This is a genomic window from Actinokineospora fastidiosa, assembly GCF_014648415.1.
GTDB classification, from domain to species: Bacteria; Actinomycetota; Actinomycetes; order Mycobacteriales; family Pseudonocardiaceae; genus Actinokineospora; species Actinokineospora fastidiosa.
In genome coordinates, this window is record NZ_BMRB01000001.1 from 1,324,768 (window position 1) to 1,350,849 (window position 26,082).

Here is a 26,082-nt window from a genome sequence, read left to right on the forward strand (position 1 = left end):
GCCGTTGCCCACCAGTGTGCTCAACATGACCACGGTGACGCAGTACATCGTGCCGCCGAAGCCGGAGGAGCCCGCGGGCACGGGCTCCGACAGCAACCCGGTCACCGGGACCGGCGCGTTCCCCGGCACCGGCAGGCGGACGTCCTCGCGGGCGGCGGGGCGCGGAAGCCTGGGGGCCGGGCTGGTCGAGGTGCCGGTCGTGCCGGTGCGCGATCCGGCGTCGGCGGTGTTGGAAGACCCGGTCGTCGCCGAGAACAAGCGGTACTGCACCAACTGCGGTGAGAAGGTCGGTCGCGGCACCGACGGCGAGAAGGGGTCGCCGGAGGGCGTGTGCCCCAAGTGCGGGCAGGCGTTCAACTTCCGGCCCCGGCTGTACCAGGGCGACCTCGTCGCCGGGCAGTACGAGGTGCTGGGGTGCATCGCCTACGGCGGGCTGGGCTGGATCTACCTGGCCAAGGACCACAACGTCAGCGATCGCTGGGTCGTGCTCAAGGGCATGATCGACACCGGGGACGCCACCTCGATGGCCGCCGCGGTCAACGAGCGGCGGTTCCTGGCCGAGGTCGAGCACCCGAACGTCGTCAAGATCTACAACTTCGTGCAGCACCCGGACCCGTTCACCAAGGCGATGAACGGCTACATCGTCATGGAGTACGTGGGTGGGCAGTCGCTGCGCCAGCTCGCCCTGCAGCACCACCGCGACGTCGGCCGGGCCGAGCCGCTGCCGATCGGGCAGGTGATCGCCTACGGCCTGGAGATCCTGCCCGCCATGGGCTACCTGCACAGCGTCGACATGCTGTACTGCGACCTCAAGCCGGACAACGTGATCCAGTCCGGCGAGCAGCTCAAGCTCATCGACCTCGGCGCCGTGCGCCGCGTCGACGACTACGAGAGCCCGCTGTTCTTCACCGCGGGCTACGCGGCCCCCGAGTTGGCCCGCGAGGGCGCGTCGGTGGCGTCCGACATCTACACCGTCGGGCGGACGCTGGCGGTGCTCTCGATCGAGTTCGCCGGGTACACCTCGCGCTACAAGCACACGCTGCCCGGGCCGGACGTCGAGCCGCTGTTCGCGCTGTTCGGCAGCTACTACCGCGTCCTGAAGCGCGCCACGCACGCCGACCCGGCCAAGCGGTTCACCTCGTGCGGGGAGATGGCCGACCAGCTGACCGGCGTCCTGCGCGAGGTCATGGCGCTGGGCACCGGCAAGCCCCGGCCCGGCGTGTCGACCGTGTTCGGCGTGGAGACCCGCAGCTTCGGCGCCGGGCTCACCGCCGAGGGCGAGCCCGCGCTGCCCGCGCCGGACCCGCTGGAGGTGGCCACGATCCTGCCGCTGCCGCTGGTCGACACCACCGACCACGCCGCGGCCGCGCTGGCCAGCATCACCGCCACCGAGCCCGCGGAACTGGTCGCGGCCCTGTCCGCGGCGCCCCAGGACTCCGTCGAGGTGCGGCTGCGCCTGGTGAAGGCCCGGATCGAGCAGGGCGACCTGCGCGCGGCGTCGGCGGAGCTCGGCTCGGCCCGGCGGCTGGTGGTCGACCCGGCGGACTGGCGGCCGGACTGGTTCCACGGCCTCATCGCCCTGGCCGGACGCGCGCCCCAGGCCGCCCGCGAGGCGTTCGACCGCGTGTACGACGCGGTCCCGGGCGAGTTGGCCCCCAAGCTCGCCTTGGCGGTAAGCGCCGAACTGGCGGGCGACATGTTCGCCGCGGCGCGGACGTATGAGCTGGTGTGGCGGACCGACCGGTCGTATGTCAGCGCGGCCTTCGGGCTGGCGCGGGTCTACATGGCACAGGGGGCGCGGGCGAGCGCCATCGAGGTGCTGGAGGCCGTGCCGGAGACGTCCAGCCATCACGTCGCCGCCCAGGTGGCCGCCATCAAGATCAAGGCGCGGCGGGGGGAGACCGGGGTAGCCGAACAGGACCTGCACGACGCCGCAGGCCGGTTGGAGCGCCTGGCCTTGGACGCTGAGCGGCGGACGCGGCTGTCGGCGGAGGTGCTGGAGGCTGCTTACACCTGGGTGAAGTCCGGTCGTCCTGGCGGAGGACCGCCTGGGCGGAAGGTGTTGGGGTGCGAGCTGTCGGAGAGGGAGCTGCGGTTCGGGTTGGAGCGGTGCTACCGGGCGTTGGCGCGGTTGGCGGCTACGGCTGAGCAGCGGCATGCGTTGGTGGACAAGGCGAACGCTATTCGTCCTCGGACGTTGACGTAGTTCCGCTCCGCGCGGTTTGCTTCGCGGGGTGTCCGATGGTTGACGCGTTTTGTTTCGCGGGCGTCCGAGGGTTGACGCGTTTTGTTTCGTGGATGTCCGAGGGCTGAGGTAACGCGACTTTCTTCGTGGGTGTCCGATGGGGTGAACTCGCATTCGCGGGGCCCCTAAGCGAAGCGGCGCGGCGCGGATTAGGGGCGGAGCGGCGAAGCCGTCCGCGCCGAGCGAGGGTAGCACCGCTTCGCTCCCCACGAATACGAGTCCACCCCATCGGACAGTTGGTTGAGGCGTGTTGCGTTTGGTGGGTGGTTGCGCCGCCTCTTGCCCCTTGCCCCTTGCCCCTTGCCCCTTGCCCCTCGCCCTCGCCCGTTGCCCTTGCTCGTGCCCGTTGCCCCTTGCCCTCGCCCTTGCCCTCGCCATTCTCTCTCTCCCGCTTCCGCTTCCGCTTCCCACCTCCTGCTCCCTCTCCCGCTCCTGCCGCTTCCTCCCGCTCCCTGCCGCTTCCCCCCGCTCCCTCCGTCTCTCTCGCTTCCTCGCCTCTCTCCCTTCCACTCCCCCTTTCCTTCCCTCCCTTCTCTCGTCCTCTCTCGCTCTCTCTACCTTCTTGTCCACTTCGTCTCTCCTCGCGCCTCTCCCTTCTTGGCCCCCTCCTCGGTTCCCTTCCCCTTCCCCTTCCCGCTCTCCCATCTCCCTGCCATCCCTTCGCCCTCGCTCGGCCGGGTTGTCTGGCTTCCTTTCCTGCTGTCCTTCCCGCCGAAATCGGTGGCCGATAGGTGCCGGCGGGTTGTTCGCCGGGCGGCGAAGCTACCTCCATGAACACTTTGGATGGCAAGGTCGCGCTGGTCACCGGAGGTAGTCGGGGGATTGGGGCGACGATCGCGGTGGTGCTGGCCGAGCACGGGGCCGATGTGGCGGTGACCTACCGGCAGGACGCGTCGGCTGTTGTGGAGGCGGTGAAGGGGACCGGGCGGCGGGTGTTGGCTCTGCGGGCCGATGCCGCGGACGCCGACGCCATGGTCCAGGCCGTCGATGACGTCGTCGACCACTTTGGACGGATCGACATCCTGGTCAACAACGCCGGTGTCGTCGGGGATCTGGACGACATGTGGGCGGTGAACGTCAAAGGCGCGTGGGTGGCGGCGGAGGCGGCTGTTCGGCATCTGCCGAGGGGTGGGAGGATCGTGAACATCGGGAGCAACCTCGCCGAGCGGGTGCCGATGGCGGGGATCACGGCCTACGCCATGACCAAGTCCGCGCTCAACAGCATGACCCACGGGCTCGCCAGGGATCTGGCCCAGCGCGGCATCAACGTCACGCAGGTCAACCCCGGTTCCACCGACACCGACATGAATCCCGCCGACGGGCCCAACGCGCCCGGGCAGCTGGGGCTGATCCCGCTGGGGCGCTTCGGTGCGCCGCGGGAGATCGCGTTGACCGTCGCCCACCTGGCCGGGCCGGGCGGGGACTACATCACCGGGACGTCCGTGCTCGTCGACGGTGGGGTCAACGCCTGACCAGTTCCAGGATCGAGATGTCCGGCGGGGCGCCCACCCGCACCGGTGGGCCCCAGAAGCCCGCGCCGTTCGTCACGTAGAGCCAAGTGTCGTCCACTTTGGACAAGCCGGACACCGCGGGCTGGGCCAGGGCGACGATGTGGTGGAACGGGTAGAGCTGACCGCCGTGGGTGTGGCCGGACAGCTGCAGGTCCACCCCGGCCTCCGCCGCCGACGCCACCTGGACCGGCTGGTGGGCCATCAGCACGACCGGAGCGGCCCCGTCCCTCCCCGCCAGGGCGGCGGGGAGGTCGGGGTCGTCGTCGAACGCCTGCCCCGTCACGTCCGGGATGCCCGCGAGGTCCAGCCTGCCGCCGCCGCGGGTCAGGGTCGTGCGGGTGTTGTGGAGGTAGTGCAGGCCGAGCCGCTCCAGTTCGGTCACCCACTGCTGGTGGCCGGAGTAGTACTCGTGGTTGCCCGTGACGAAGAACGTGCCCTCGCGGGACACCAGGTCGCGCAGGGGCTCGGCGGCGTGGCCGAGTTCGGCGACCGTGCCGTCGGCCAGGTCGCCGACCATGGCGACCAGGTCGGCGTCCGCCTCGTTGATCATGCGGACCAGTCGTTCGGTGTGGCCGCGGCCGAGCAGCGGGCCGAGGTGGATGTCGCTGACCACCGCGATGCGGAAGCCGGAGAACGCCGGGTCGAGACGGCGGATCGGGACCGTGAGCCTGCGGACCTCCGGCGCGCTCAGCGCCGAGACCACGCCCGTCGCGGTGATGCCGCTCGCCGCGACGCCCGCCACCACCGCTGCCGAGCGGGCCAGGAACAGCCGACGGCTCTCATCCGTGGCCACCGTCCTGCGCACGGCGAACCGCGGCAGCTCCAGCACGGCCAGGACCACGACCAGATAGAACATCAACCCGAACCACAGGTACCCGGGCCAGGCGAACCACCGCGCCACGTCGACGCCGACCCGGCGGGGCAGCGCGAGCGTCGCCAGGACCAGCACCGCCAACGCCGCCAGCGCCACCGTCCCCACCCGACGCCACCGCGCCGTGCGGGTGGTGTCCTTGACCACACGCTTCCATAAATACAGGTGCAGCAGGACGATCACGGCCGCAGCGACCACCAGGAACATGCGACCAGCCTACGGACGCGGCGCGGTCAGGGGTTCAGGTCCACGGACCGCCCGAGCAGGCCCGGGTCCTCCGCGACCTTCCGCAGATCCTCCCGCCGCCCGTGGTCGATGAAGTGCTTCAGTTCCACCAACACGAACAGCGCACGCGCGCGTACGGCGATGTCGCCGACGACGCTGTTCATGCGGCCCTCCGCGCTCACGTACACCTTGCGACCGGCGACGCCGTCGATGTGGGCGTCGATGTGCAGCACCGTGCCCACCGGGACCGGCCGCACGAAGTCGGTCTCCAGCCGCCCGGTCACCGCGGGACGGCGCAGCAGGTGGCCGACCGCCGTGCCGAGCGCCTCGTCGAACGCGCACGCGAGCAGGCCGCCGTGCGCCAGGCCCGGCGCGCCCTGGTGGGTCTCGGTCACCAGGAAGCGCGAGCGGACGGTCAGGTCATCGCCCGCCGTGGCGCGCAGGTGCAGGCCGTGCTCCACCTCGGACCCGCAGCCGAAGCAGTACGCGTAGTGCTCGGGCAGCTCGGTGTCGGGCGCGGGCGCGTCCGGGTGGCGCGCGGGCGGTTCAGTGGGGACGGGAGGCCAGCTGTTCACTACCGCAGAGTAAGCACGGCTAGGCGGGCGCGAGGGACCGGGTGCTCGACGTGATGTGCCGCAGCGAGCGGCCCGCGGTCTCCGGCAGCAGGTAGATCGGCACCGCGGCGATGATCGCCGCGCCCATCAGGTAGTAGGCCGGGATCAGGTCGTTTCCGGTGGAGGACACCAGCTTCGTCACGATGTACGGGGCCGTCCCGGCGAACAGCGCGGTCGACAGGTTGTACCCGATGGCGAACGCGCCGTAGCGGACCTCTGTGGGGAACATCGCGGGCAGCACGGACGGGATCGTGGCCAGCAGGAAGGTCAGCAGCACGCCGATGATGGCCAGGCCGACCGTGAGCAGCGCGACATTCCCCGTGCCCATGAGCGTGAACGCCGGGATCGGCAGCAGGATGAACCCGGCCGCCGACGCGTACAGGAACGGCTTGCGCCCCACCCGGTCCGTCAGCGCCCCGATGGGCGTGATGATGAGCATCATTCCGAGGATGACGCCCATGATGACCAGCAGCGGCGTGTGCCCCTCCAGGCCCAGGGCGTTCGTCAGGTAGCTCTCCATGTAGGTCAACATCACGTAGTCGGCGATGTTGAGCAGCACGATGTAGCCGATCAGGTGCAGGATCGCCCGCCACTGCGTGCGGAGCACGGTCTTCAGCGGCGACCGGCTCACCTCGTGCTTGGCCGACAGCTCGCGGAACAGCGGCGTGTCCTCCAGCTTGACCCGCAGGTAGAGCCCGATGAGGCCGAGCGGGCCCGCGAGCAGGAACGGGATGCGCCAGCCCCAGTCGCGCATGGTCTCGTCGCCCAGCAGGACCGTGCACGTGGTGACCACGCCCGCGCCGAGGAAGAAGCCGGTCAGGGTGCCGAACTCCAGCCAGCTGCCGAGGAACCCGCGCCTGCGGTCGGGCGCGTACTCGGCGATGAACGTCGCCGCGCCGCCGTACTCCCCGCCCGCGGAGAAGCCCTGCAGCAGCCGGGCGAGGATGACCAGGATCGGGGCCAGCACGCCGACCGAGGCGTACGACGGGAACAGCCCGATCGCGAAGGTGGAGCCCGACATCAGGATGATCGTGGTGGCCAGCACCTTCTGCCGCCCGATCCGGTCGCCGAGCGGGCCGAAGACGAAGCCGCCGAACGGCCGGGCGACGAAGGCCACGGCGAGCACCGCGAAGGTGCCCAGCGTGTTGGCCGTCGGCGAGCCCGCGGCGAAGAACACCGCGCCCAGCACCGCGGGCATGAAGCCGAAGACGCCGAAGTCGTACCACTCGATGCAGTTGCCCATCGCCGACGCCGCGACGGCCTTCTTCACCGCCGTCTGGTCCGGTTCGGGCGCCTTGCCGGGTTCCACCGTGTCCACCGACCGAACGTAACGCCGGCCGGGGGAAACCGCCGGTTAGGACGCCAGCGCCGACTTGGCCTCCCACTGGGGCCAGGGGATGGTCCAGTCGTAGTAGTCGCTGTAGTCGGTGTCGAACTCGCCCAGCTTGACCGAGCTGTTGACGACCTCGACCGGGTCGCCCACCAGCACCGAGTTGAAGTAGATCTCGGCGTTGGCCGGGGACAGGTTGATGCACCCGTGGGAGACGTTCTCCCGGCCCTGCGACGGGATCGAGGGCGCGTAGCCGTGGATGAACTCGCCGTTGTTGTGGATGCGGACCGCGAACGGGACCTCGACGTTGGCGTAGTCGAAGGTGGGGTTGTTCATCTCGTAGGTTCGGTGCTTGGACATCACCACGTGAATGCCGCTGCGGGTCACCCTGCGGCGGTCGGACTCCAGGCCGTAGCTGGCGGGGAAGTCGTGCACCTTCTTTCCGTCCCGGATGACGATCATCCGGTGCGACTGCGTGTCGGCCTTGACGATCTGGCTGCGGCCGATGGTGAAGGACGCGCTGACGTCGTCGCGGCCGTAGGCGCCGCCGCCGAGGTCGTGGCCGTAGACGGCCGCGGTGACGGTGACCTCGGTGTGCGGCTTCCAGTACTCCTTGGGCCGCCAGTGCGCCGCCGAGTCCGACAGCCACGCCCACCCGCCCTCGGTGGGCACCGAGGTCTCCACGGTCAGCAGGCGCTCGGCTGCGGCCCGGTCGGTCACCGGCGGCGTGAAGGTGACCTTGATCGGCATGGCGATGCCGTAGGTCTTGTCGTCGCCGACGTTGAGCTGGGCCCGGACCGTGGTCTTGGGGGTCACGGTGGTGAACTTGCCCGCGATGGGCACCCGCGCGCCGTCCTCGCCGACGGCGCTGCCCGCCCAGGTGTAGGTCTTGCCGTAGCCCAGCGGCTCGGTGACCGTCCAGGAGCTGCCGTCGGCGGCCATGGCGCCCTTGACCTGCTTGCCAGCCGGGTTGGTCAGCGTGACCGACTCCAGCCGCCCGTCCGCGACCGACACCGAGATCGGCCCGGCCGGGCCGACGCCGGTCGAGCCCATCGCGGGCGTCGCCGTCACCACGGCGGGCGCGGGCGCCTCCTCGTCAGCCGCGATCGGCGCGGGCCCGCGACCGGCCGCCTGGTCCGTGCCGCCCGTGCACCCGCCCAGCGCGAGCACCGCGACGAGACCCAGGGCCGCCCGCCTGATTGTGATCATGTTCTCCCCCACCAGCTCCACCCGAACCGCTACCGGTACGACGCCACGGCGGAGCGCCGCGTTGGCTCGGCGGACCTGTGATTCAGGTCACTAGCGGTGGACAGAGAGGATCTTCATGTTTTGTTCCGGAAGCAATTCCGGAGAGTGCCCATTGACTTCACTCGCTTGGCCTAGTCCAAAGCCCGCAAGGCAGTAGAAGAGACCCCGTGCAGCCGATACTCTTTGGCTTGCTGGCCGTGGTTTCTGTGTTCGTGTTTCCACGCTCGCGGAACAAAACGCGGGCGGGCTGTTTCCGCTGAACTGGGGCGGGGGCGCCGCCCGAAGGCGGCCCGGGGTTGCACGGTGCAACCCCAAGCTCCTGCGATGGAGGCAGGTTTTATGGCACAGGGCACTGTCAAGTGGTTCAACGCCGAGAAGGGCTACGGATTCATCGCGCAGGACAACGGCGGCGCCGATGTCTTCGTGCACTACTCGGAGATTCAGTCGAAGGGCTTCCGGACGCTGGAGGAGAACCAGCGGGTGGAGTTCGAGGTCGGCCAGGGCACCAAGGGCCCGCAGGCGACCAACGTCATCCCGCTGTAGGGCCGTCACACAACGGTGAGCCCCCCTCGGCCTCGGCCGAGGGGGGCTCACCGCCGTCTGGGGTCATCGCACCGGGCCGGGCCTCAGCGCTGCATCTGGTACTGCTCCTGCTGGCGGGCCTCCCAGTCCAGGCGCTGCATGATCCATTCCTGGGCCAGGGCCATCGGGGAGGTGCGGCGGAAGGCGGCCAGCTCGCGCAGCTTCTCGTTGGCCGCCAGCGGCAGCCGCAGCTGGTGGACCTCTGCGGTGCCGAAGCGCCTGCCGGTCGCGGTGGTCTCGGCGTCGGACTCGGGGGCCAGGGCCGCCAGGTACGACTCAAGCTCGTGGTCGGGCAGCAGCTCGTCGGACTGCTCGCGCACCGGGGTGCGGTGGCGGCCGGTCGACTCGCCGACCGGCTTGAGGTCCGACCGGCTGCGGCCGAAGGAGGGGAAAGGCACCCGGACACGATAACGGTTCGGTTGCGGAGGCGGGCGCACTGTGAGCGCCGTCACCGCCCGCGCCTGCCCCGGACATGGAGAGGCCCCCGCGCCAGGGGGAGGAACGCGGGGGCCGGAGGGGATCTCCACAGGCGCTGACCGGGGGTGTGTCAGCACGTCGATTGTTGCACGTGCACGCGCCGTCCGGGAGGGGCCGAGACGGGAAAATTCGAGAGAAATGTTCACCTGACGTTCGTCTTGTCAGACAGGCCTTGATGCGCTATCGGTCACCCGACCTGCCCCGGAGCCGCCGCGCGGCCCGGGCGCCGGGCCTGCTCCATCGGCGGCCGCGGGCCGCCGCCCGGCTGTGACCGGGACCACGAACCGGCCACAAGTCAGCTCTCCGTGACCCCGCTGTGGCGGTCCACGGCCGCCTAGCGGCCGAATGGGTGACACGGTTGCCGGTTGACCACTATCCACTCCAGACGTCAACTGGGAACCGGGTTACACACGGCTACCCAGCGGGTAGTCCGGTTCACTCCCCAGGGGGCTGTGACCTGGGCGAGATCTCTCATAGCCTCACGCCAAACAAAAAGCCGGGGAGGCGGGATGAGCGGGTCTTTGGAAGTTCGTTCGTTTTTGCTACGCCAGGACAGCCTGGGCGGATCGGGGAATTTCTCCACGGGCGTGCCCGCGCCCCGTTCCGGCGAGGGCTCCCGGGTGACGGAGGAGCAGGTCCGACGCGCCCGACTGGCCGTGGCCTGCGGCGCGCAGGATACCGAAGACTGCCGCGAGCTGCTCGAAATGCTGGGGCTCATCGACGGGGAAGACGGCGTTCCACCCGTTCGCCGATAGCGAAATCAGGTGGCCGACCTATTTCGATCATGCGGTGTTCCCGGGCTCCGGCGGAATTGCCCGCCGGAGCCGACCGCGGGCGTTCCTCGGGGCAATTCCGGCCTGCCGTGACGCCCGCCGGTCGATCACCCGTCCGACGGAAGGCCGCGCCCGGCCGCGCCCGCCCCGCTGCCGGGCCGACCGGCCTTGGGGGCGCTGCGGGGCTTGTTTCCGCAGGTAGAGCGGTTTAGGGGGGTCCCGTTTTGGTCTTGGCGGGGACGTGTCATAAGCTATGCGTGCTCCCAGCGAACACCGGACGAGCATAGGTCGGCTCCCATCGTCTAGCGGCCTAGGACTCCGCCCTTTCAAGGCGGCAGCGCGGGTTCGAATCCCGTTGGGAGCACGGAAGTACAGCAAGGCCCTGTGGCGCAGTTGGTTAGCGCGTCGCCCTGTCACGGCGAAGGTCGCGGGTTCGAGTCCCGTCAGGGTCGCAAGTTCTGGTGTCTGTGGCCGGAGCTAGGCCAGGTAGCTCAGTTGGTACGAGCGACCGCCTGAAAAGCGGTAGGTCGGCGGTTCGACCCCGCCCCTGGCCACGTCCTCGGGCGACCTGTGTCCACGGAATGCGTGGACCTGGTCGTCCGTCGTCGTTTCTGGGGGCCGAGCCCCCAGGCCCCCACGGTGCGGTCGGTGGCCGACCCGGCGTGGTTGCGGGTCGGGGTGGGTCGTTGGTCTGCCTGGTGCGGTGGGTGGTGGGTCTCGCGGCTTGGCTGGCTGGCGGCGGTGGTGGGTGATGGCTGGTAGTTGGGGGCCTGTCTGCTTGGTGTGAGTCGGGTTCCGTCGTTCGGTTGATTGCTTCCAGTCTTGGCTGGTGTTTCCGGCTCGGGTCTGGCGCCTCTGCTTGGGGGCCGGAGACCGCTGCCGATGGGCGCGGCTGCTCTCCGGGGGTGGCCTCCTGCCTCTGGGCGTCTCCTCCGGCTCGTCTTTGGGGCTGGCCTGTCCCCCTGGTCGTCTTGTCGCGGTCAACCGTCTCGTGGCTCGGTTGCTGGTATCTGCCGTCCTGGCTGTTCGTGGTCCGTCTGCCGTCGTGGATCCTGCTGCGTGCCCTGGTCGCTCGGTTTCCCTGCTCGTCTCCCTTTGTGTTGCACGTCACATCTATTGAGGGAGGGGCAGAGCAATTTGCGAAGTGCGGGTGTCCTAGTGGGGGTGGGGCCGGGTGGCGGGGGTGCGGGGTGGGCCGACGGGGGGTGTGACGTAGTCGGCTTTGCGGGTGGGTGACGGAAAGTGATTGCTTTGTCCGTCCTGTGGAGACTGTCGTTTGTGGTCCGGCTGACTACCGTGAGCAGCCGGTTTCGTGGCTTCGGTGACGGTTCGGTGAATGGCGAAGCTACTCAGGGTGTAGCAAAGCGGGTACCGAAAGTTTTGTTGGGGGATGGAGTCGGCTGGTTCCTGACTCTGTGTGTAACGGCGCTGGGTGGGGGAGCGAATCAGGTAGCGCGACCCGAGATCGACGGAGACCGTCGGGAGCTGGGTCGACCCAAGAGATTTGCCTGGTTCGGGACTTCGGGGAGCCGCCCGCGCCAGCGCGCCCACACCGGCCTAACCGGGGGATGAACAATGCGTGACCAAGTTGGGTTCCCGCGTCGAAGACCAGTCACCTGGCCCGCGCCGCCGCAGCCTCGGCGGGCGCGCGGGTCCGGTCTTCCCGCGGGCGAGCCCTCGTTCCCGCCCGTCGCGGGGTGGGAGCCGCGGTATCGGGCGGGAGTCCTGCTCGCCGATCTGGCTGCCATCGCCACCGGCGCACTCGTCGTCGGCGGCGCCGTCACCGCCTACGCGCGGCCAGGCGAGCCGCTGGTGCATCCAGTGACCTTCGTCACCTTCTTCGTGCTGCTCGGCGCCCTCGCCGTGAACCGGGTCTGGAACTCGGCCGTGCTCGGGCACGGCGTCGAGGAGTTCCGGCGGGTCGGACGGGCGTTCGTGGCGGGCGCGGTCGTCCTCGCCCTCGCCGGGCTGCTGTTCGACGTCGACCGCATGCGGCCGTGGGTCTTCGTGGTCGTCCCCGCGACCGCGATGCTGGTGTTCCCCCTGCGGTACGCGCTGCGGCAGCTGCTGCACCGCAGACGACGCGAGGGCCGCTGCCTGCTCCCGGTCATGGCCGCGGGCAGCACCGAGACGCTGCGCGACCTGATCACCCGCACCCGCAACACCCCGTACCTGGGCTGGCGCGTCGACGCCGTCTGCACCACCGACGGCCGCGGCGACGACGACAACGAGCTGGAAGGCGTCTCCGTCGTCGGACGCCTGCACGACCTGGCCACCCACGCCCGCCGCGGCGGCTACCGGATCGTCGCGGTCACCCCGGACCAGTACTGGACGCCCAAGCGGCTGCAGCAGCTGGCCTGGAACCTGGAGGGCAGCGGCGCGGAGATGGTCGTCGCGCCCGTCCTGATGGAGGTCGCCGGGCCGCGCCTGCACGTCGACGCGGTGCTCGGCATGCCGCTGCTGCGCGTGTCCGCCCCGTCGTTCACCGGCGTGCGGCGCGTGATCAAGGACGTGTTCGACAAGGTCGGCTCGTTCGTGCTGCTGGCCCTGCTGGCCCCCGTCATGGTGGCGGTCGCGCTGGCGATCAAGCTCGACAGCCGCGGCCCGGTGTTCTACAAGCAGCGGCGCGTGGGCAAGGACGGCCGCGAGTTCACCATCGTCAAGTTCCGCACGATGGTCGTCGACGCCCACCGGATGGTCGCCCAGCTCGCCGACCGCAACGAGGGCCACGGCCTGCTGTTCAAGATGCGGCACGACCCGAGGATCACCCGCGTGGGCGCGGTGCTGCGCCGCTACTCCATCGACGAGCTGCCGCAGCTGTTCAACGTGCTCGCGGGCCCGATGTCCCTCGTGGGACCCCGGCCGCCGCTGCCGGAGGAGACCGCTCGCTACGCCCCCGACGTGCGGCGCAGGCTGCTGGTCAAGCCCGGCCTGACCGGCCTGTGGCAGGTCAGCGGCCGCAGCGACCTGCCGTGGGAGGAGGCGGTCCGGCTCGACCTGCGCTACGTCGAGGACTGGTCGCTCGCCCTCGACGCGGTGATCCTCTGGAAGACCATCCGGGCCGTGTTCTCCGGCCAAGGCGCTTACTGACCGCTTCTGTTGATAGGGGATCTCACCGTGGGAACCATCGGCCTCGCCGTGATCGGCGCCGGGTACTGGGGACCGAACCTGGTCCGCAACGCCCAGGCCACACCGGGTCTGCGCCTGGAGTACCTGTGCGACCTCGACGCCGACCGCGCGCGCCGGGTCCTGGGCGGCTACTCGACCGTGCGGGTGTCGGACTCGCTCGACGAGGTGCTCGCCGACCCGGCCGTGCACGCCGTCGCGATCGCCACGCCCGCCAAGACGCACCTGCCGGTGGCCATGGCCGCCCTGGAGGCGGGCAAGCACGTGCTGGTGGAGAAGCCGCTGGCCGCCACCTACGCCGAGGGCCGCGAGCTGGTCGAGGCCGCCGAGCGCCGGGGCCTGACCCTGATGCTCGACCACACCTACTGCTACACCCCGGCCGTGGCGCACCTGCGGGAGCAGATCCGCTCCGGGGCGCTGGGCGACATCCAGTACCTGGACTCCGTGCGCATCAACCTCGGCCTCGTGCAGCCGGACGTGGACGTGCTGTGGGACCTGGCCCCGCACGACCTGTCGATCTTCCTGTCGATCCTGCCCGACGGCGTGGTGCCGCTGTCGGTGGCCGCGCACGGGTCCGACCCGATCGGCGCGGGCCGGGCCTGCGTGGCGCACCTGACGCTGCAGCTGTCCGGCGGCGTGATGGCGCACGTGCACGTGAACTGGCTGTCCCCGACCAAGATCCGCACGATGGTGATCGGCGGGTCGGCCCGCACGATCGTCTGGGACGACCTCAACCCGAGCCAGCGCCTGGCGGTCTACGACCGGGGCGTGGACCGGGTGGCCGACGACATCGGCCCGGAGACCAAGGCGCAGACGCTGGTGTCGTACCGGACCGGCGACATGGTCGCGCCCGCGCTGCCCGAGCGGGAGGCGCTGCGGGCGGTGATGGCGGAGTTCCAGGCATCCATCGCGGAGAGCCGTCCGCCGCTGACGGACGGACGACAGGGGTTGAGGGTGTTGTCGATCTTGGAAGCCGCCTCGGCGTCGCTGGCGCAGGGCGGGGCGTTCATGCCGGTCCTCGGCGAGCTGGTCGCGGAGGTGTCGGCGTGAGCGGGTACGCACAGCCGATCGAGGGCCAGCGGGCGCTGGTGACCGGCGGCGCGGGGACGATCGGGTCGGCAGTGGTGGACCGGCTGGTCGCCGCGGGCGCGGCCGAGGTCGTCGTGCTGGACAACTTCGTGCGCGGCCGCAGGGCGAACCTGGCCGCGGCGAGCGAGGCCGCGGGCGACCGGCTGCGCGTGGTCGACGGCGACATCAACGACCGCGCGCTGGTCGGCGAGCTGACCCGGGGCATGGACCTGGTGTTCCACCTGGCCGCCATCCGGATCACCCAGTGCGCCGAGGAGCCGAGGCTGGCCCTGGAGTGCCTGGTGGACGGCACGTTCACCGTCATCGAGGCGGCGGCGGAGCACGGGGTCAAGAAGCTGGTCGCCTCCTCGTCTGCCTCGGTGTACGGGCTGGCCGAGGAGTTCCCCACGACCGAGCGGCACCACCCGTACAACAACGACACCTTCTACGGCGCCGCCAAGGCGTTCAACGAGGGCATGCTGCGCAGCTTCAAGGCCATGAAGGACCTGGACTACGTGGCGCTGCGCTACTTCAACGTCTACGGCCCGCGCATGGACGTCCACGGCCTCTACACCGAGGTGCTGATCCGCTGGATGGAGCGCATCGCCGACGGAAAGGCGCCGCTGATCTTCGGCGACGGCGCGCAGACGATGGACTTCGTGCACGTGCACGACATCGCCCGCGCCAACCTACTGGCCGCCCAGGCGGACGTGACGGACACGGTCTACAACATCGCCTCCGCTGAGGAGACCAGCCTGCTGGGGCTCGCGCAGGCGCTGCTGTCGGCGATGGACTCCGACCTCGGCGTCGAGCACGGCCCGGAGCGCAAGGTCAACGGCGTGACCCGCAGGCTGGCCGACATCTCCGCTGCCGACCGCGAGCTGGGCTGGCGCCCGGAGATCAAGATGGCCGACGGGCTGCGCGACCTCGTGGCCTGGTGGCGTGCGGAGAAGGCCGCGGCCGAGAACGGGGCGGCGGGCTGATGGCCATCCCGGTGATGAAGCCGCTGCTCGGCGAGGCCGAGGCGGCGGCGGTCGCCGAGGCCGTGCGGTCGGGCTGGGTGGCGCAGGGGCCGAGGGTGGCCGCCTTCGAGAAGGCGTTCGCCGAGCGGGTCGGCGCGGGCCACGGCGTTGCCGTGTCCAGCTGCACGACCGGCCTGCACCTGTGCCTGCACCTGCTGGGCGTCGGCCCGGGCGACGACGTGGTGGTGCCGTCGCTGTCGTTCATCGCCTCGGCGAACGCGGTGCGGTACTGCGGGGCGAACCCGGTGTTCGCCGACGTCGACCCGGTGACCGGCAACCTGACGGCCGAGACGGTCAAGGCGGCGCTGACCGAGCGGACCAAGGCCGTCATGGTCGTGCACCAGGCGGGCGTCCCCGCCGACATCCCGGCGATCCGGGCGGTCGCTGGCGAGGTCCCGGTGGTCGAGGACGCCGCGTGCGCGGCGGGGTCGACGCTGCACGGGCGGCCGGTCGGCAGCGGCGCGCTGCTGGCGGCGTGGTCCTTCCACCCGCGCAAGCTGATCACCACCGGCGAGGGCGGCATGGTGACCACCGACGACGCCGAGTGGGCCACGCGCCTGCGCAGGCTGCGCGAGCACGGCATGAGCGTCTCCGCCGCCGACCGGCACGCCTCCGGCGGCGCGGTCGTCGAGTCCTATGTGGAGACCGCGTTCAACTACCGGATGACCGACGTGCAGGCCGCGATGGGCCTGGTGCAGCTGGACCGGCTCGACGGGATCGTCAAGCAGCGGCGCGAGCTGGCCGCCAGCTACCACGACCTGCTCGCGCCGCACGGCCTGTCCGCGGTGACCGACCCGGCGCACGGCACGACCAACTTCCAGTCGTTCTGGGTGATGCTGCCCGAGTCCGCGCCCGGCCTGCCCGAGGTGCTGGCCGCGCTGGCCGCGCGGGGCGTATCGGCCCGGCGCGGGATCATGGCCGCGCACCTGGAGCCCGCCTACGAGGGCCACCCGCACGGCCCGCTGGCCGTCACCGAGCGGATCGCGTTGCGGTCGGTGATCCTGCCGCTGCACCACGAGCTGACCGACGACGACCAGCGGCTGGTCGTGTCGGCGCTGGTCGAGGCGGTGGGCGGGTGAGGCCCGTCGCGGTGGTCATCGTGACCTACAACAGCGCCGACGTCATCGCCGACTGCCTCGCCTCGCTGCCCGCCGCGCTCGACGGCGTGGACGCGCGGGTCGTCGTGGTGGACAACGCCTCCACCGACGGCACCGCCGAGGTCGCCGCCGCTGCCGACCCGGCCGCCAAGATCGTGCACCGGGCGGACAACGACGGCTTCGGCGCGGGCGTCAACGCGGGCATCGGCCACGCCGACGGCTGCGACGTGCTCGTGCTCAACGCCGACGTGCGGCTGGCGCCCGGCTCTGTCGCGGTGTTGCAGCGCGCGCTGCGCCCGGCGGGCATCGCCGTGCCCAAGCTGACCGACGAGGAGGGCCGCGTCCAGCACTCGCTGCGACGAGCCCCCACCAGCCTGCGCACGCTCGGCGAGGCCGTGCTCGGCGGCACGCGCGCGGGCCGCTGGCGGCTGCTCGGCGAGACGGTCACCCACCCGAGGGCCTACGAGCGCGCGGGCGAGCACGACTGGGCGACCGGCGCGGCCTGGCTGGTCTCCCGGGAGTGCCTGGACGCGGTCGGGCCGCTGGAGGAGCGGTTCCTGCTGTACTCCGAGGAGACCGACTTCATGCTGCGCGCGGGCCGGGCGGGCTTCGCCACCCGGTACGAGCCCGCCGCGACCGCCGTGCACCTCGGCGGGGAGTCCACGACCTCGGCGCGGCTGTGGTCGCTGGTCGTGACGAACAAGGTGCGGCTGCACCGGGAGCGGTTCGGCGCGCTGGCCGCCGCGGGCATGTGGCTGGCGGCGATGGCCGACAGCCTGATCCGCGCCGCGCGCGGCTCGGCCCGGCACCGGCAGGCGGCGCGGGCGCTGCTGACCATGCCCCGCTGGCCCGCGCCGCTGGACGGCGACGGCCCGCCCTACCTCTGCTTCTCCGCGCAGGACTGGTGGTACCACAACCAGGCGCACTCGGACTTCCAGCTGCTCACCCGCATCGCCGAGCACCGGAAGGTGCTGCTGGTCAACAGCATCGGACTGCGGATGCCGACGCCCGGCCGGAGCACGCAGGTCCTGCGCCGGATCGCGCGCAAGGCCGCGAGCGTGGCCAAGCTGGTGCGGCGGCCGCTGCCGGACGTGTCCAACTACCACGTGATGACGCCGCTGCCGCTGCCGTTCTACGGCAACCCGGCGCTGCGGAAGCTCAACGCGGTCCTGGTGCGCGCCCAGGTGCGGGCGGTGTCGCTGGCGCTGGGCATCCGCAACCCGGTCATCGTGGCGACCATCCCGACCGCGTGGGACGTGGTGGAGCCGATGAAGCGCCGCTCGCTGGTGTTCAACCGCTCCGACCGGCACTCGGCGTTCCCCGAGGCCGACCAGCGGGCCATCGCCGCGCTGGAGGCCAAGCTGCTCGCGGGCGCCGACCACGTGCTCTACGTCAGCCGGTCGCTGCAAGCCGAGGACTCGCCGGTCACCGGAGAGCGGGCGCACTTCCTCGACCACGGCGTGGACCTCCAGCACTTCCGGCGCCGCGACACCCTGCCCGCCGACCTGGCGGCCATCCCCGGCCCGCGCATCGGCTTCTTCGGCGGCCTCGACGACTACCTGGTCGACTTCGACCTGCTGGAGCGGCTGGCCGAGGACATCCCGGAGGCCTCGCTGGTGCTGGTCGGGGACACCTCGATCTCGATGGAGCGGTTCGAGCGCCACCCCAACATCCACTGGCTCGGCTTCAAGCCCTACGCCGAGATCCCCGCCTACGGGTCGGGCTTCGACGTGGCGATCATGCCGTGGCTGGACAACGACTGGATCACCCACGCCAACCCGATCAAGCTCAAGGAGTACCTGGCGCTCGGGCTGGCCACGGTGAGCACGGACTTCCCCGAGGTCCGCCACTACGCCGACCGGATCACCGTCGTGCAGGGCCACGACGCGTTCGTCAAGGCCGTGCGGGACGTGCTGGAGACCGGCGGGCTGTCGACGCCGGAGGGGCGCAGGGCCTCGGTGCTGTCGGCGTCGTGGGACTCCCGCGCCCGCCAGCTCATGGACCTGGCGGAGGGATAGCCATGTGCGGCATCGCCGGATACCGGCGCCTCGACGGCGCCCCGGCCGACCCCGGGGTGCTGGCCGAGATGGCCAAGGTCCTGCACCACCGCGGCCCGGACGACGCGGGCACGTGGGCCGATGGCCCGGTCGGGTTCGCCCACACCCGGCTGTCGATCATCGACCTGGGCGCGTCCCGGCAGCCCATGTCGGCCGGGGACGTGCACCTGGCGTTCAACGGCGAGATCCTCAACTACCGCGAGCTGCGGTCCGGTGTGGACTACCCGTTCCGGACGTCCGGCGACACCGAGACGCTGCTGGCGGTGTACCTGCGCGACGGCGTCGACGGCGTGCGCCACCTGCGCGGTCAGTTCGCGTACGCGGTGTTCGACGGGCGCACGCAGGAGCTGCACCTCGTGCGCGACCGGCTGGGCATCCTGCCGCTGTACTACTACCGCGACGACAAGGTGTTCGCGTTCGCCTCGGAGATCAAGGCGCTGTTCCCGGTGATCGGGCGGCCCGGGGTGGACCGGGCGAGCCTGCACGACTACCTCGCGCACCGGTCGGTGCCCGCGCCGTACACGCTGGTCGAGGGCGTGCGGAAGGTCCCGCAGGGGCACCGGCTGACGCTGGGCCGCGACGGGCAGGTGCGGCTGCGCGCGTACTGGGAGCTGCCGGTCTCCGGCACCCGCCCCACGCCCCCTGACGAGGCCGTCCGGCTGGTGTCGGAGGCGTTGGACGCCTCGATCGCCGACGCTCTGGTCGCGGACGTGCCGGTCGGCGCCTACCTCTCCGGTGGCATTGACTCCAGCCTGATCACCGCGCTGGTGTCCAAGGCAAGGCAGGGCGAAGGACTGCACACCTTCAGCGCCGGGTTCGGCGACGAGCGGGTGGACGAGGTCGCGTGGGCGCGCAGGGTCGCCGGGATCGTCGGCAGCGAGCACCACGAGGTCACCGTCACCGCCGAGGACTTCCGCGACTCCTGGGCGCGGCTGAGCTGGCACCGCGACGCGCCGCTGTCCGAGCCCGCCGACGTGGCGGTGTTCCGGCTGGCCGAACTGGCCCGCCAGCACGTGAAGGTGGTGCTGTCCGGCGAGGGCAGCGACGAGCTGTTCGGCGGATACCCCAAGTACCGGTACGCGGGCGTCACCCGGTGGGCGGGGCTCGCCGCCGGCCGCGGGCTCGTCCTGCCGAGGGTCGAGCGGTCGCTGCCCGCGTCCAGGGCCCGGCTGGGGGTGGCCGTGCGGGCGCTGGCCGAGCCGTCGGCGGCCGAGCGGATGCGCGGCTGGTTCGCCCCGTTCACCACCGCCGAGCGCACGGCGCTGCTCGGCGGCCCGGCCACCCGGCCTGCGCCCGAGGCGTACCGCCGCGGCCGGGGCGACGCGCTGCGCCGCATGCTCTACGCCGACTCGCACGCCTGGCTGGCCGACAACCTGCTGGAGCGCGGCGACCGGATGTCGATGGCCGCGTCGCTGGAGCTGCGCCCGCCGTTCCTGGACCACCGGCTGGTCGAGCTGGCGTTCGCGCTCCCGTCCGCGGTCAAGGTGCGGGGCGGGGTGACCAAGTGGGTGGTCAAGGAGGTCGCCCGCAGGCACCTGCCCGACGACGTGGTGGACCGGCCCAAGTCCGGGTTCAAGGTCCCGCTGGACGCCTGGTTCCGCGGCGGCCTGCGCGACATGGCCGCCGACCTGCTGACCGGCCCGTCGTCCTTCGTCGCCGACGTGCTCGACGCGGCCGCCGTCCGCAGGCTCGTCGACGACCACAACTCCGGCGACCGCAACGAGCAGCCCAGGCTCTGGACGCTGCTGTCCCTTGAGGTCTGGCACCGGGAACTGACCCGATGACCCGCCCCCTGCTGCTGGTCGGGGCGGGCGGGCTGGCGCGGGAGGTCCTGGCCGCAGCCCGCGCGCTCGGCGCCCCCGTCCTCGGCATGCTCGACGACGACGCCGCCCGCCACGGGACCACTGTGGACGGCGTGCCGGTGCTCGGCGGGCTCGACCTCGTGCACGACCACAGCGACGCCGCCGTGCTGCTCTGCGTCGCCAACCCCGCCCGGCCCTCGGGCCGGGCCGCGGTGGCCGCCCGGCTCGGGCTCCCCGACGAGCGCTACGCCACGCTGGTCCACCCGGCCGCCTCGGTCGCCCACGGCGTCGAGCTCGGCGCGGGCACGGTCCTGCTGGCGGGCGCGGTCATCACCGCGCCGCAGCGCGTCGGCAGGCACGTGCTGGCCATGCCGCACGTCCTCATGACCCACGACGACGAGGTCGGCGACCACGCCACCCTCGCGGGCCGGGCCACCCTCGCCGGGAACGTCACCGTCGGCGAGTCGGCCTACCTGGGCGCGGGCGCGCTGGTGCGCCAGGGCGTCCACATCGGAACCGAAGCGGTCGTCGGCATGGGCGCGGTCGTGCTCGCCGACGTGCCCGCGCGCCAGACCTGGGCGGGAGTCCCGGCCCGGCTACTCAAGGAGAACCCATGACCATCCCGCTTGTCGACCTCGCCGCCCAGCACGCCGCCGTGGCCGACGAGGTCGCCGAGGGCTGGGCGGCCGTGCTGGCCAGGACCGCGTTCGTCGGCGGCCCGCAGGTCGCCGAGTTCGAGGCCGAGTACGCCCGGTTCGCGGGCGTGGACCACTGCGTGGGCGTCGGCAACGGCACCGACGCCATCGAACTCGCGCTGCGCGCGCTCGGGATCGGCCCCGGCGACGAGTGCGTGCTGCCCGCCAACACCTTCATCGCCACCGCCGAGGCCGTCGCCCGCACCGGCGCGACACCCGTGCTGGTCGACTGCGACCCCGACACCCTGCTCATCGACGTCGAGGCAGCCGCCGCGGCGGTCACCACCCGCACCCGCGCGGTGCTGCCGGTGGACCTCTACGGTCAGGCAGCGCCGGTCGAGCAGCTGCGCGTGCTGCTGCCCGCCAACGTGGCCGTCGTCGAGGACGCCGCGCAGTCGCAGGGCGCGACCCGGCACGGCGCTGTCTGCGGCTCGCTGGGCGACATCGCCGCCACCAGCTTCTACCCGGGCAAGAACCTCGGCGCCTACGGCGACGCGGGCGCGGTGACCACCGCGCGCGCCGACCTCGCCGAGCGGGTCCGGCTGCTGGGCGCGCACGGCTCGCCGCGCAAGTACGAGCACCCCGTGCTCGGGTTCAACAGCAGGCTCGACACCCTGCAGGCCGTCGTGCTCTCGGCGAAGCTGCGCAGGCTCGACGGCTGGAACGCCGCGCGCCGGGCCGCCGCCGAGCGCTACACCGCGCTGCTGTCCGATGTGCCCGGTGTGGTCACCCCGGTCGTCGCCGACGGCAACGTGCCCGTGTGGCACCTGTACGTCGTGCGCGTGGCCGACCGCGACACCGTGCTCGGCAAGCTGCACGCGGCCGGGATCGGCGCGGGCATCCACTACCCGACCCCGGTGCACCTGACCGGCGCGTTCGCCGGGCTGTGCTACGGCAGGGGCGACTTCCCGGTCAGCGAGCGGGCCGCGGGGGAGATCCTGTCGCTGCCGCTGTTCCCGGAGATCACCGTCGAGCAGCAGGAACGGGTCGTCGCCGAACTGGCCGACGCGGTGCGGGCCTGACCATCCGGGGAATTGTCCCGTTGTTCACCAACCAGTCGTCTTATTAGGACAGTGAGGGGAAACCGCAGGTCAGAGCCGGTATGGCTACCGACCGTGAGCGGCCGGAGACGCGAAATCCCTCGTCGGTCGCGACACTTCGGACAATCCGCGGCGCCGGACCACATCTCCTTCCCCCAATGGGGGTAACGGGATGGGATGGACCGGCGATGTCCAGACGAGGCGCAGTGACGGCCCGGTCGAGGCCGCCCCGCTCCAATTACAGAAGGTAACTAGCCGTGGAGGCTCCCATGGACCGGGCGACTGGTCGGGCGCGGACGATCCGGATCGTCCTCTCGGGTTTGCTCGTGGCGGTGGGGCTGCCGCTGCTCGTCGCCACGCCCGCGTCCGCGGGGCCGTGCGACGCGCCGACGAACCCGATCGTGTGCGAGAACTCCAAGGCGGGCACGCCGAAGGACAACTGGTTCATCGAGTCGCCCTACGGCGACATCGAGGGCTTCGCCACCGCGGCCAGCGTGCAGCCCGGCCAGCGGCTGGACTTCAAGATCAAGACGCCGAGCACGAACTACGTGGTCGACATCGTGCGCCTCGGCTGGTACCAGGGCCACGGCGGGCGCAGGGTCGCCACGCTGAACCCGTCGGTGCCGCTGCCGCAGCACCAGCCGCAGTGCTCCTACGACGGCGCCACCGGCCTGGTCGACTGCGGCAACTGGGGCGTGTCGGCGAGCTGGTTCGTGCCCTCGACGGCGGTCTCGGGCTTCTACGTCGCCAACTTCATCCGCAACGACGGCGCGGGCGCGAGCCAGTACCCGTTCGTCGTGCGCAACGACTCGTCCACATCGGACATCGTCGTGCAGACGTCCGACCAGACCTGGCAGGCCTACAACAAGTACGGCGACCGGCCCGGCGTCAACGAGTTCAACCTCTACGAGGGCGGCTTCTCCGGCTCCCCCGACGGCCGCGCGTTCAAGGTCAGCTACAACCGGCCGTACCGCAACGCGGGCACGTCGAACTTCCTCAACGCCGAGTACCCGATGGTGCGGTTCCTGGAGCGCAACGGCTACGACGTCAGCTACCTGTCGGGTGTGGACGTCACCCGCAACCCCGCCCTGCTGAAGAACCACAAGATCTACCTCTCCAGCGGCCACGACGAGTACGCCAACAACGCCCAGTGGAACGGCGTCGAGGCCGCCCGCGACGCCGGGGTCGACCTGTTCTTCTCCTCGGGCAACACCTGGTTCTGGAAGACCCGGTTCGAGAACTCCATCGACGGCTCGAACACCGCCTACCGCACGATGGTCTGCTACAAGGAGACCAAGGCCCCGGGCGGGGCCAAGATCGACCCGAGCCCGGAGTGGACCGGCACCTGGCGCGACCCGCGCTCCTCGCCGCCCTCGGACGGCGGCAGGCCGGAGAACCAGCTGATCGGCGCGCTGTTCATGGTCAACGGCTACCGCGCCGACGCCCTGCAGGTGCCCGCGTCCTTCGGCCGCAACCGGTTCTGGCGCAACACCCCGGTCGCCACCGCGACGGGCACCACGACGTTCCCGGCGGGCACGCTCGGCTACGAGTGGGACACCGACCCGGACAACGGCTACCGCCCCGCGGGCTCCATCCGGCTCTCGCACACCACCGTCAACGTCGACTTCGGCATGCTGCTGCTCGACCACGGCAACACCTACGGCGCGGGCCCCGCCGACCACAACATCACGCTGTACCGCGACCCGGAGAGCAAGGCGCTGGTGTTCAACGCGGCGACCGTGCAGTGGGCGTGGGGCCTCGACGACGACCACACCTTCCCCTACGGCGCCCCGCCGACCGCGCCGACCAGCCCGGCGATGCAGCAGGCGACGGTCAACATGCTCGCCGACATGGGCGCGCAGCCGCGCACGCTGATGCCCGGCCTGGTCGCCGCCACGCCGAGCACCGACCTGGTCGGGCCCGTGGTCACGGTGAACGGGCTGACCGAGGGCCAGACCATCCCGGCGGGCACCAACGTCAACATCAACGGCACCGCGATCGATGTCGGCGGCGGCGTGGTGGCGGGCGTCGAGGTCTCCGTCGACGGCGGCGCGACGTTCAAGCGGGCGAACGGGCTGGACACCTGGAGCTACCAGTGGACGCCGTCCGCGCTCGGCCCGGCCACGATCAAGGTCCGCGCGTCCGACGACGGCGCCACCCTGGGCGCCACGATGACGATCAACGTCACCATCGGCGCGCAGCAGTGCCCGTGCACCATCTTCGGCAACGCCACGCCCGCGACGGTGGACAGCGGCGACAACGCCTCGATCGAGGTGGGCACCAAGTTCACGACATCGGTCAACGCGACCGTCACCGGCATGCGCTTCTACAAGGCCGCCGCGAACACCGGCACCCACACCGGCTCGCTCTGGTCGCCCGGCGGCCAGCGGCTGGCCAGCGGCACCTTCGGCAACGAGACCGCGTCCGGGTGGCAGACACTGACCTTCGACCAGCCCGTGCAGATCCGCTCGGGCACCCCGTACGTGGTCTCCTACCACGCGCCGGTCGGCCGGTACTCCGTCGACGCGGGCTACTTCAACGACAAGGGCGCGGGCATCGTGCCGCTGACCGCCCCGAAGTCGAGCGCGGTGGCAGGCGGCAACGGCGTGTTCAAGTACGGCCAGGGCTTCCCGGACACCTCGTTCAACGGCGGCAACTACTGGGTCGACGTGATCGTCACGACCGACACCGCGGACAACACCCGGCCGGTGATCAACTCGGTGAGCCCGGCGGAGGGCGCCACGGGCGCGCACATCGACTCGTCGATCTCCGCGACGTTCAACGAGGACGTCGACCCCGGCAGCGTGCAGTTCACCGTGCAGGCGGGCGGCAACCCCATCCCGGGCACGGTGACCACGGACGGGCCCACGGTGACCTTCACCGCGACCGACCTGCTGCCGCCGAACGCCCAGCACTCGGTGACGCTCAACGCCACCGACGGCTTCGGCAACCCGCTGGCCGCGCCCCGGTCCTGGAGCTTCACCACCGGGACCACCCTGGCGCCCTGCCCGTGCAACCTGTTCGGGCAGCGCACCCCCGCGACGCTGGACGCCAACGACGGCGGCGACGTCGAACTGGGCGTCAAGTTCACCGTCGCCGCCAACGCGACGGTGACGGGCGTGCGGTTCTACAAGGCGGTCAACAACACCGGCACGCACACCGGCTCGGTGTGGACCTCCGGCGGCGAGCGGATCGCGCACGGCACGTTCGTCGACGAGACGGCGTCGGGCTGGCAGACGCTGGTCTTCGACGAGCCCGTGCAGATCTCGGCAGGGCAGACGTACGTGGCGTCCTACCGCGCCCCGAACGGCCGGTACTCGGTCGACCCGGGCTACTTCGCCGACAAGGGCGCCGGGCGGGGCATCCTCACCGCGCCGTCCTCGCCAGCGGCGGGCGGCCAGGGCGTCTACGTCTACGGCGGCGGCTTCCCGTCGAGCACGTTCAACCACAACAACTACTGGGTGGACGTCATCGTCGACACCGAGGGCGCGGACACCACGCCGCCGTCGGTGACCGCCACCAACCCGGCCGACGGCGCCACCGGCGTCTCCACCGGGGCGGGCGTCACGGTGACGTTCGACGAGGCGGTCAACCCGGCGAACCTGCAGTTCACCGTGTCCGAGGGCGCGAGCGCGGTGCCCGGCGCGGTGCACATGGGCGCCGACAACAAGAGCGCGACGTTCGTCTCGACCGACCCGCTGCCCGGCAGCGCGACGCTCACCGCGTCCGTGCTGGCCAGCGACCCGATGGGCAACCCGATGCCCTCGGCGCTGACCTGGTCGTTCACCACGGCGCCGTCCGGGGCGTGCCCGTGCAGCCTGTTCCGCCCGACGGACGCGCCCGCGCAGTTCGCGGTCGACTCCCCGGTCGAGCTGGGCATGCGGATCACCCCGGCCACCGACGGCGTCATCACCGGCGTCCGGTTCTACAAGGCAGCGGGCGACCCGGGCACGCACACCGGCTCGCTGTGGTCGCCGACCGGCGGCCTGCTGGCCACCGGCGCGTTCGAGGGCGAGACGTCCAGCGGGTGGCAGACCATGACCTTCGCGACACCGGTTCCGGTGACCGCGGGGCAGACCTACGTGGTCTCGTTCTGGACCTCCGCGGGCCGGTACGGGTACACGCGGGACTACTTCACCAGCGACAAGGTGAACGGCCCGCTGACCTCGCCCGCGACCGGCGCGCAGCCCAACGGCGTGTTCCAGTACGGCGGCGGCGGTGTGTTCCCGGCCGGGCCCGGTAACGGATCGAACTACTGGGTCGACGCAGTCTTCGACAACTAGATCTCGGAGGTGGAAG

Annotated in this window: 18 protein-coding genes and 3 tRNA genes; 16 read left to right on the forward strand and 5 right to left on the reverse strand. The window is 71.4% G+C overall.

The window, feature by feature from the left end:
• Nucleotides 1-25 precede the first annotated feature (25 nt).
• Both IEY98_RS06305 and IEY98_RS06310 read left to right on the forward strand, forming a co-directional pair.
• The gene (locus tag IEY98_RS06305; RefSeq protein WP_229786634.1) at nucleotides 26-2,206 is read left to right on the forward strand and encodes a serine/threonine-protein kinase; all 2,181 of its coding nucleotides are present in this window, start codon (nucleotides 26-28) and stop codon (nucleotides 2,204-2,206) included.
• Between the two features lie 809 nt (nucleotides 2,207-3,015).
• Nucleotides 3,016-3,717 (forward strand): SDR family NAD(P)-dependent oxidoreductase, encoded by a 702-nt coding sequence (locus IEY98_RS06310; protein ID WP_189209287.1) that lies wholly within the window; start codon nucleotides 3,016-3,018, stop codon nucleotides 3,715-3,717.
• Here IEY98_RS06310 and IEY98_RS06315 read toward each other — a convergent pair.
• From IEY98_RS06315 to IEY98_RS06330, 4 genes are all read right to left on the reverse strand, one after another.
• Nucleotides 3,707-4,834 (reverse strand): metallophosphoesterase, encoded by a 1,128-nt coding sequence (locus IEY98_RS06315; RefSeq protein ID WP_189209288.1) that lies wholly within the window; start codon nucleotides 4,832-4,834, stop codon nucleotides 3,707-3,709. The two genes, IEY98_RS06310 and IEY98_RS06315, sit on opposite strands and share 11 nt — an antisense overlap.
• Before the next feature lie 26 nt (nucleotides 4,835-4,860).
• Nucleotides 4,861-5,427 carry a PaaI family thioesterase gene (locus IEY98_RS06320; protein ID WP_189209289.1) on the reverse strand — a complete coding sequence of 189 codons (567 nt, stop codon included), beginning with the start codon at nucleotides 5,425-5,427 and terminating at the stop codon, nucleotides 4,861-4,863.
• Nucleotides 5,428-5,446: 19 nt separating this feature from the next.
• The gene (locus IEY98_RS06325) at nucleotides 5,447-6,709 is read right to left on the reverse strand and encodes an MFS transporter (protein ID WP_189210093.1); all 1,263 of its coding nucleotides are present in this window, start codon (nucleotides 6,707-6,709) and stop codon (nucleotides 5,447-5,449) included.
• Between the two features lie 111 nt (nucleotides 6,710-6,820).
• Nucleotides 6,821-8,005, reverse strand: a complete 1,185-nt coding sequence (locus IEY98_RS06330; protein ID WP_189209290.1) for a L,D-transpeptidase — start codon at nucleotides 8,003-8,005, stop codon at nucleotides 6,821-6,823.
• A gap of 378 nt (nucleotides 8,006-8,383) precedes the next feature.
• On the opposite strand from IEY98_RS06330, the gene IEY98_RS06335 reads away from it, so the two are divergent.
• Nucleotides 8,384-8,587, forward strand: coding sequence for a cold-shock protein (locus tag IEY98_RS06335; protein WP_189209291.1), 204 nt, complete (start codon nucleotides 8,384-8,386; stop codon nucleotides 8,585-8,587).
• Nucleotides 8,588-8,670: 83 nt separating this feature from the next.
• Here IEY98_RS06335 and IEY98_RS06340 read toward each other — a convergent pair whose 3' ends face one another.
• Entirely contained in the window at nucleotides 8,671-9,024 is a 354-nt protein-coding gene (locus tag IEY98_RS06340; protein ID WP_189209292.1) for a hypothetical protein, read from the reverse strand.
• Nucleotides 9,025-9,612: 588 nt separating this feature from the next.
• On the opposite strand from IEY98_RS06340, the gene IEY98_RS06345 reads away from it, so the two are divergent.
• From IEY98_RS06345 to IEY98_RS06405, 13 genes are all read left to right on the forward strand, one after another.
• On the forward strand, nucleotides 9,613-9,858 hold the full coding sequence (locus tag IEY98_RS06345) for a hypothetical protein (protein ID WP_189209293.1): 246 nt from the start codon (nucleotides 9,613-9,615) through the stop codon (nucleotides 9,856-9,858).
• Between the two features lie 309 nt (nucleotides 9,859-10,167).
• Nucleotides 10,168-10,240: transfer RNA gene (locus IEY98_RS06350), tRNA-Glu, on the forward strand.
• Between the two features lie 14 nt (nucleotides 10,241-10,254).
• Nucleotides 10,255-10,328: transfer RNA gene (locus IEY98_RS06355), tRNA-Asp, on the forward strand.
• Between the two features lie 28 nt (nucleotides 10,329-10,356).
• Nucleotides 10,357-10,430 (forward strand) — tRNA-Phe (locus tag IEY98_RS06360).
• Between the two features lie 1,021 nt (nucleotides 10,431-11,451).
• On the forward strand, nucleotides 11,452-12,966 hold the full coding sequence (locus IEY98_RS06365) for a sugar transferase (protein ID WP_189209294.1): 1,515 nt from the start codon (nucleotides 11,452-11,454) through the stop codon (nucleotides 12,964-12,966).
• A 27-nt stretch (nucleotides 12,967-12,993) separates the two neighbouring features.
• Entirely contained in the window at nucleotides 12,994-14,052 is a 1,059-nt protein-coding gene (locus IEY98_RS06370; RefSeq protein WP_189209295.1) for a Gfo/Idh/MocA family protein, read from the forward strand.
• A complete protein-coding gene (locus tag IEY98_RS06375) occupies nucleotides 14,049-15,053 on the forward strand; it encodes an SDR family NAD(P)-dependent oxidoreductase (RefSeq protein WP_189209296.1) in 1,005 nt (334 codons plus the stop codon). The genes IEY98_RS06370 and IEY98_RS06375 overlap by 4 nt, the downstream gene beginning before the upstream one ends.
• The gene (locus IEY98_RS06380) at nucleotides 15,053-16,171 is read left to right on the forward strand and encodes a DegT/DnrJ/EryC1/StrS family aminotransferase (protein ID WP_229786635.1); all 1,119 of its coding nucleotides are present in this window, start codon (nucleotides 15,053-15,055) and stop codon (nucleotides 16,169-16,171) included. The genes IEY98_RS06375 and IEY98_RS06380 overlap by 1 nt, the downstream gene beginning before the upstream one ends.
• On the forward strand, nucleotides 16,168-18,207 hold the full coding sequence (locus IEY98_RS06385; protein ID WP_189209297.1) for a glycosyltransferase: 2,040 nt from the start codon (nucleotides 16,168-16,170) through the stop codon (nucleotides 18,205-18,207). The genes IEY98_RS06380 and IEY98_RS06385 overlap by 4 nt, the downstream gene beginning before the upstream one ends.
• Nucleotides 18,208-18,209: 2 nt before the next feature.
• Nucleotides 18,210-20,030 carry an asparagine synthase (glutamine-hydrolyzing) gene (gene asnB / locus IEY98_RS06390; RefSeq protein WP_189209298.1) on the forward strand — a complete coding sequence of 607 codons (1,821 nt, stop codon included), beginning with the start codon at nucleotides 18,210-18,212 and terminating at the stop codon, nucleotides 20,028-20,030.
• A complete protein-coding gene (locus tag IEY98_RS06395) occupies nucleotides 20,027-20,665 on the forward strand; it encodes an acetyltransferase (protein ID WP_189209299.1) in 639 nt (212 codons plus the stop codon). Before asnB ends, IEY98_RS06395 begins: the two co-directional genes overlap by 4 nt.
• Nucleotides 20,662-21,765, forward strand: a complete 1,104-nt coding sequence (locus IEY98_RS06400; protein WP_189209300.1) for a DegT/DnrJ/EryC1/StrS family aminotransferase — start codon at nucleotides 20,662-20,664, stop codon at nucleotides 21,763-21,765. Before IEY98_RS06395 ends, IEY98_RS06400 begins: the two co-directional genes overlap by 4 nt.
• A gap of 287 nt (nucleotides 21,766-22,052) precedes the next feature.
• Nucleotides 22,053-26,066: a DUF4082 domain-containing protein gene (locus IEY98_RS06405; RefSeq protein ID WP_189209301.1), complete on the forward strand. Its 4,014-nt coding sequence runs from the start codon at nucleotides 22,053-22,055 to the stop codon at nucleotides 26,064-26,066.
• The last annotated feature ends 16 nt before the right edge of the window (nucleotides 26,067-26,082 follow it).